A 7360-nucleotide genomic window follows, 5' to 3' on the forward strand; every position below is an offset into this window, starting at 1 on the left:
CCTGTAGGGCGGAGTTATCTTTGTATCGGTGCCTGAAATGAATGTAACACCTGCTATTTATTACAATTCCCTTTACTCAATTTCCATTTCCAGCAAAGCATAGCTGAGCGATTTACCATGCGTATCCAAAGCCAGCGATGTGGTAACGCCGCCTGACAGTGCATTGTAACAAACAAAAAGCAACGAAGCAATATTGGGTAGTTCGTAACGGATGACTTCTCCCTGCACGATTTCTTTCAGGTGATCTCTAACTTTTTGTGCAGTTACTGTTTTACACAACATGATATAATTGGCTTCGTTGTATGGAATCAGCGAAAGCATTAAGGTGTTGCCTTTATCACCGGCACGGCTATGGGCTATTTCAAAAAGTTTCATGATTCAAATATTTTTACTTGTGGTACAATGAGATTTCTATCAATCAATGTTGATGCAATGCCAATCACTTCATTCACATATTTTCTTGCACCACCACCACCTGCAGGGCCATTGGTGTACAATGCTTCCACTTCTTCACCTACCAATGCAGCAGCTTCAGCTGTTTGGGCTTTTGCGGCTACACGCAATCTTACTTCATAGGGTTCACTGGTATTGCTGAAAGTTGTTTTGTGCATTGATTGAACGCCTATAAAATCTATCCGGATATCGCTGAAAAAAGGTTGTAACCTTTTTTCAATAATTTCGGCAGCCAGCTGCGCTCTTTCATACGCAGCTGCACCAGCATAAGAAATTTCTCCTTCGCCCAGGTAAAAAGCTTTGTAACCAATACTTGCTTTGTAGCTGGCAGGTTTTGCAGCACCACTGCCACCTGAAACATGCACCATGTCTTTACCAATTTCTTCAAGATACACGGTAGTAAAATCAGCAATTACATCCGGTGTAATATATTCGTGAGGGTTCATCACTTCATACAGCAATTGCTCTTTTGCAGTCTGCAGGTTTATCACACCACCCGTACCTTCCACCTTACCAATAACAGCAGTACCATCTGCAAATACATCTGCAAACGGGTGACCAAGCGTATCCAGGTTGTCAACTATTTTCTTTACACCATCTGCAAAATAACCTCCTGTTATCTGCCCGGCACATTCCAGCAAATGCCCTGTTACAGTGCCTTTGCCCATCAGGTTGTAATTGTCAGTTGCCCATCCAAATTCATGTATCATGGGCGCAAGAAACAAGGAGGGATCTGCAACCCTGCCTGTAATAATTATTTGTGCGCCTGCAGCCAGTGCATCCACAATAGGCGCTGCGCCCAGGTAGGCATTGGCAGAGATGATATTATATTCACTTAGCGGTTTATTATTTTCAAGATCGGTGATGGAAGATTGACTTGCTTCAATAACAGACAGCACATCATCACCCGTAATCGCCGCTACTTTTATTTGTATCTGGTGCCCTGTGGCAATGGCTATTATTTTTTTTGCAGCTTCTATGGGATTGGCTGCACCCATGTTGGTAATAAGCCTTGTGTTATTTTTTACAAGATGCGGCAATAAGGTGGTTATTCTTTTCTCCAGCAAAGGATCATATCCTTTGGTAGCATCCATCATCTTTCTTTTTTGCGCCAGGCCAATGGTGCGTTCTGCAAGACATTCCAATACCAGGTAATCAAGTTTCCCTTTCTCCGCAAGTACTACTGCGGGTTCAATCCTGTCGCCCGAAAAACCTGCGCCACAACCAATTCTTATTTTTTGTTTCATATGTGTATAGAGCCTGTTAATAATGCAATAATGGTCATCACAATGGTTGTTCCCCATGCCCATTTAAAAATAAATCGTTGGTGTTCTCCCAGCTCTACTTCTGCAAGACCAATCAATAAAAAAGTAGACGCTGTAAGCGGACTTAAAGGAAAGCCCACCGTCATTTGTCCTAGTAAAGAAGCCCTGCCTATTTCTAGCGGATCAACTCCTAATTGTGTGCAGGTATGACTAAGCACCGGAACAACACCATAGTAATAAGCATCGGGTGTAAACAGTATACTTGCCGGCATACTAAACACTGCAGTGATAGCAGGAATGAATGAGGCATGTTGCTGCGGAATAAGATTTACCAGCCAGGTTGCCATAGATGCAATCATTTTAGATTCTGTAAGAATGCCCGAATACACACCTGCGGCGAATATCATTCCTGATACCATAAAAATATTACTGCCATGCGCTTTCATTACTTTTTGCTGATCGGGCAATTTGCTGTAGTTGATCATCAATGCAATGATGCTTGCTACCACAAATAAAACCGGTGCAGGCACCACGCCCTTCAGCAAAATGAAGATGAGTGAAACAGTCAGTACCGCATTTACGATCACTAGTTTCGGCCTTCTTAAAGCATGCTGATCATCCGTAAAATTTTCTTTGTGGTGATAATTAAACGAAATAATGCCCAGCCGCTTTCTTTCTCTTTTACCAAAAATATAAGCGACAAAAAGTACCCAGCATACGCCACCAATCATAGCAGGTATATTTGGGTTGAACAGGTGTACCGCATCTGTATTCAATGTTGACATAGCCCTTACCGATGTGCCTGACCATGGCACCAAATGCATGGGCCCTACACTCAACGCCACAATGCCCGCAAGTATCAGCCTGTTTATGCCAAGCCTTTTATAAATGGGAAGAAAAGCAGACAGCACAATCATAAAAGTTGCGGTGCCATCACCATCCAGGTGAACGATCATGGTGAGCAGGGCTGTGCCCACAATTACTTTTAGCGGATCACCTTTTACCGACCGCACAATGAATGCAATTACGGGATCAAACAAACCGGCATCCAGCATTACAGAAAAATATAACACCGCAAACATTAACAAGATACCGGTAGGCGCTACCTGCTTAATGCCTGCCAGTGCCATGGTGCCGATTTGGGAATAATTAAAACCGGCAATGAAAGCAAATACAACGGGAATCGTGACCAACGCTGTTATTACAGACAAACGTTTGGTGATAATGAGCAGCAGAAACACCACAATGGTAGAGAAGCCAATTAATGCAAGCATAGAAATAATCGCTTTTGGTTTATAGGTAAGGCTTTCTATTTAAAAATACTTTGCTCAAAGCCATATTGTTTTAAGCATTCACAGTTGCGTGGCAGAATATGTCGGGTACTCATTACACTGCAACAAATCAGGCCGTCAATGTTCTTCAAACTGCAGGTAATCGTTAAAGAAAGGAAGCAGGTCATTCAGCACCCTGCCATCTGTTGTCCATATCTTATTTGTATGTGTGCCGATATATTCCTCAGCATAATGTTCTATTCCATGATTCTCCAATTCCTGGCTAAACATACCACACTGTACCGGAAAACGGCTTGCATCATTACGTCCCCAATCCAGCTTAATGGCCTTTAATTTTTTAAGATTGGATGAATAGGAATCGATCATGTACAAGGGCATATTGCTCCTCCATTTTTGATACACCACGCTATCCACCACCAGGCTGTCACCCACATAATTAAACGGCAGGTCGATATAGAACGGCGGTTTATTTGCATTGGGAGACCATGCCCTTGCACAGGCAGCAATTACTTTGGGATAATAGGCTTTATCCAGTTCATCTTTTGTTTTAATGGCAGCCAGTTGTTTATATGAATCGCTGTTGGGCCCAAACTCTTTTACAAATGCAAGCAAGCCCGGACTCAATGCATATACACTGCCAAACACATCAGGATATAACATGGCAATTTTTAAAGCACCATAACCACCCATTGAATGCCCGCCAATGCCACGTGCATTTCTATTGGCAATGGTTTTAAAATTCTTGTCCATGTAGGCAACCAGTTCCTTTGCTTCAAAGTCGCTCCAGTTGCCAGTAAGTGCAGAGTTGCTGTAAAAACTGCCTGAGTATAAAGTAAAGTGATCAGCAATAACAAGTATGTAAGGACGGATTTTGTTTTTTGCAATGCCCATGTCAAGTATGTTTTTCATGTTGGGCGTTATGCTGTCTGTGCCTAAAAAGCCATGCAGATAATAAATAACAGGATAATGTTGTTTTGCCTGCGCATAGCCGGGAGGAAGGTAAACAGATATTCGTCTGTCAATATTTTCGCCACCCGTGTTATGCAGGTAGGTTGACTGTATAACGCTTGTAACAATAGTGCCTGAACTACGTTGGGCGGCAGCAACGCCCATGAAGGCAAAGGATAATAAAACAGCAAGTATCTTTTTCATATTCATTACAAATTACGGTTTGTAATTTAAATAACACGGGAAATTCACAGTTCAGGGTTTAGCAGGTGCATTTAAATTGAAGCTATATTTATCAGGCTACAGGCAGTGTTGGTGTACCGTCTTCGAATACAAAACTATTGACTGTCGGGGAGCTGCAGTTGTATGTTTTTCACTAATGGCCGACCTCTCATAAAATAAGGGTATCAGGAAATAACTACTGCAAACTTTAATAATTTAATCAAAATCTCAACAAGTAAAATGGACAGTGCGCTGGTAGTTGGTGAAAAATACACAACCACAATTTTCGGAAGAGGCTGGTTTATTTTTCCTGTTTCGGGACAAATGAGAAGAAAAACTTTCCGGGGTCTGCCAGCCTGCTGTATTGTTTCCCTACGCTCCACTCAACACTGGCCTGCTCAATGAACGTTTAATCCTATTGTTCACACAATTAGATTTATACAGCCTCCTGTGTAGTTAACTCATTTTATTTCTTCAAAAACGCCCGTCTGCCGGTTCTTCCGTACATTATCCCAGTTAAAGTAGCGGCCATTCATGGCAACGTAAACACCAACGGGCAGGCTTTGCGCAAAAGCCAGGGCACTGCCGAGGTTAAACAATCCATCTGAACTGCCAAATTTAATCGGAATCATCGCACCGGTTAGGATGATGGTTTTATTAATTTTTTTCTGTGCAATTATTTTGGCTGTCTCCGCCATGGTATCTGTGCCGTGCGTAATTACAATTTTAGTTTCATCACATTGGTTGCACTGGTGCACAATCAGCTCCCTGTCTTCGGCCGTCATTTCGAGGCTGTCGATCATCATCAGTGTTCTTATTTCAACAGGAACTTTGTTGCGGCCCATTTCAAGCAGGTCGCTCAGGTGCGTATCTTTAAAATACAGTTGCCCGTTCAGTTCATTGTACTCTTTGTCAAAAGTGCCGCCGGTAATAAATATGCGGATAGCCATATTAATTAGTTTAGATGATGAAGGTAAAAGAAATTTTTGGGCTTGTTTAATGCAAGAAGTATATCACTCAATTCCCTGCAAGCCGAGCAGCCGTTTAAATATTGTTTTGGTAAGAGTGCCTGGTTTTCCGTCACCTATCGTGTTGCCGTTGATGTTTAAAACAGGTAACACAATTTTCGTAGTGCTGGTAATAAATGCTTCTTTAATGGCTGCAATTTGCTCCGGATAAATAGCGGCTGAGGCTGTGTTCAATCCTGTTAGCTGCAGTATCTTTTTTCGGGTGATACCATGCAGTATATTTTTATCGGGCGTAATGATTTCATCATTGTTTGTTACAATAAAAAAATTCGACCTCGGGCATTCGCCAATGCCGGATGCACTGTGGTACAATACATCATCTGCATTGTTTTGTTTGATGAAATGCTGTAAGCGGATGGCCTGCAGGTAATCGATGGTTTTAACATGTGGTAGTTGCCGCTGGTGTACAAACGTTACCAGCCGGGTGCCTTTGTCAAAACCTGTCTTGTCAAACGTAAAGGCCGATTGTGTAATAACCAGGTTAGGTTTGCCCAAAGTATAACCATCTTCGGAATAGCCACCGGTAAGCGTAATGCGGATGCCTGAATCAGGCAGATCATTTTTGTTCATTAGCTGACGGATGATTTCTTTTAAGCCATCGCGGTTAAATGGAACAGTCAAATACATCTCTGCAGCCGAAGCATATAACCTGTCCAGGTGATCATCTAAAAATACAGGTTCTCCGTGTATGGTCTTAAAAAAATCAAATACGCCATAGCCGCGTTGAACAGACAAATCGCTGATTAAAATTTTGGCATCTTCTTTCAACACAAAGTCATCATTGATCAATACATAGTTGACACTCATTTTTGTATGCGGTTATATTTTTTTAAAATGGGAATTACTTTATCCAGTGGCAGCGCTTCTATCTTATTTCTGTTGTTACCCACCGTGGTGGTGGCGGTAAACAGCGAATTAATAATTGCTTCTTCGGTGGCTTCAATGACAGCCATGAAAAGAGGAGAAATGCTATCGTTTTGCAACAACGGCGTGTTGATCACAGCGGTATTGCTGTTGTAAGGTATCCTCACTTCAGAGGCTGTTGAAAAAGCAATTACATAATCACCACTGCCGTTGGAGGTAATGCCGCCGGTTTTGCCAAGCCCCAACATAGCACGTTTGGCGAGGCGCACCAGGTTGCGGTTATCCAGTGGCGCATCCGTTGCAACAATGATCATGCACGAGCCATCTACATTATTCAGCAGCTTATCGCTGAAGTCAAATTGTCCCAGCTCTTCACCTACGGGCGCACCTGCAACCTGCAGCACACCACCGAAGTTGGTTTGTACCAAAACGCCTACCGTATAACCTCCAAGGCTTGCCGGCAACTTTCTGGAGGAAGTGCCAATACCACCTTTAAAACCAAAGCAAACCGTTCCGGTTCCTGCACCCACTGCACCTTCCTGCACCATATTGGTGCTGGCGTTTTGCAGCGCAGCCAACACGTCTTCTTTGGTAACATGCCTGCCGCGGATATCGTTTAAATAGCCGTCATTCGTTTCACCCACCACTGCATTCACGGAGGCTACTTTTTCATTACCGGGTTGATTAAGCGTATATCCAATCAATGCATCCATGGCCACAGGCACGTTCAGTGTATTAGTCAGCACAATGGGTGTCTCAAGGTTGCCCAGTTCATTTACTTGTGTGCTGCCCGCCAGTTTGCCAAAGCCATTGCCCACATAGATTGCGGCAGGTACTTTTTGCTGAAAGATATTTCCGTCATGCGGCACAATGGCAGTAACACCGGTACGAATGCTGTCGCCTTTTATCAAGGTAGTTTGGCCAACTTTTACACCGGCCACATCCGTAATGCTGTTAAACCTGCCGGTTTTCATCACACCAATTTGGATACCATAGTCACGTGCCCGTTTACGTTCCTGCGCCTGCAGCAGGCAGGGAGCACACAATAAAAGGATAAAGAGTATTTTTTTACGCATACCTGCAATGAAATTTTTTTTAAAGATAAATCATTGCAGGTATTGATGGGGGAGTTTGGGTACTGGTGTAACTCCGGCAGGTAACAGATTAGTATTACCAGCTAGTTTCGCCTATTTTTGAATTGGCAAACACTATTTCGTTTAGCTATAAAATGCTCTTATGATTTACAAAACATCATTGGATAACTTCGCGAAGGGTATAACAATAGGAG

7 protein-coding genes are annotated in these 7360 nt (G+C 42.9%); all 7 read right to left on the minus strand.

What is annotated here, in order from left to right; all coding sequences use genetic code 11:
* Nucleotides 1-72 precede the first annotated feature (72 nt).
* The gene (locus JWR61_RS14470) at nucleotides 73-375 is read right to left on the minus strand and encodes a hypothetical protein (protein WP_301928481.1); all 303 of its coding nucleotides are present in this window, start codon (nucleotides 373-375) and stop codon (nucleotides 73-75) included.
* Nucleotides 372-1700 (minus strand): acyclic terpene utilization AtuA family protein, encoded by a 1329-nt coding sequence (locus JWR61_RS14475; RefSeq protein WP_301928482.1) that lies wholly within the window; start codon nucleotides 1698-1700, stop codon nucleotides 372-374. Before JWR61_RS14475 ends, JWR61_RS14470 begins: the two co-directional genes overlap by 4 nt.
* Nucleotides 1697-2992: a CitMHS family transporter gene (locus JWR61_RS14480; RefSeq protein WP_301928483.1), complete on the minus strand. Its 1296-nt coding sequence runs from the start codon at nucleotides 2990-2992 to the stop codon at nucleotides 1697-1699. Before JWR61_RS14480 ends, JWR61_RS14475 begins: the two co-directional genes overlap by 4 nt.
* Nucleotides 2993-3127: 135 nt before the next feature.
* Nucleotides 3128-4162 carry an alpha/beta hydrolase family protein gene (locus JWR61_RS14485; protein ID WP_301928484.1) on the minus strand — a complete coding sequence of 345 codons (1035 nt, stop codon included), beginning with the start codon at nucleotides 4160-4162 and terminating at the stop codon, nucleotides 3128-3130.
* A 479-nt stretch (nucleotides 4163-4641) separates the two neighbouring features.
* Nucleotides 4642-5130, minus strand: a complete 489-nt coding sequence (locus tag JWR61_RS14490) for an asparaginase domain-containing protein (RefSeq protein WP_290338800.1) — start codon at nucleotides 5128-5130, stop codon at nucleotides 4642-4644.
* Between the two features lie 63 nt (nucleotides 5131-5193).
* On the minus strand, nucleotides 5194-6015 hold the full coding sequence (locus tag JWR61_RS14495) for an aminotransferase class IV (RefSeq protein WP_301928485.1): 822 nt from the start codon (nucleotides 6013-6015) through the stop codon (nucleotides 5194-5196).
* Nucleotides 6012-7148 carry a P1 family peptidase gene (locus JWR61_RS14500; RefSeq protein ID WP_301928486.1) on the minus strand — a complete coding sequence of 379 codons (1137 nt, stop codon included), beginning with the start codon at nucleotides 7146-7148 and terminating at the stop codon, nucleotides 6012-6014. Before JWR61_RS14500 ends, JWR61_RS14495 begins: the two co-directional genes overlap by 4 nt.
* Between the last annotated feature and the right edge of the window lie 212 nt (nucleotides 7149-7360).

The sequence above is a fragment of the Ferruginibacter sp. genome (genome assembly GCF_028288465.1).
Taxonomy (GTDB): Bacteria; Bacteroidota; Bacteroidia; order Chitinophagales; family Chitinophagaceae; genus Ferruginibacter.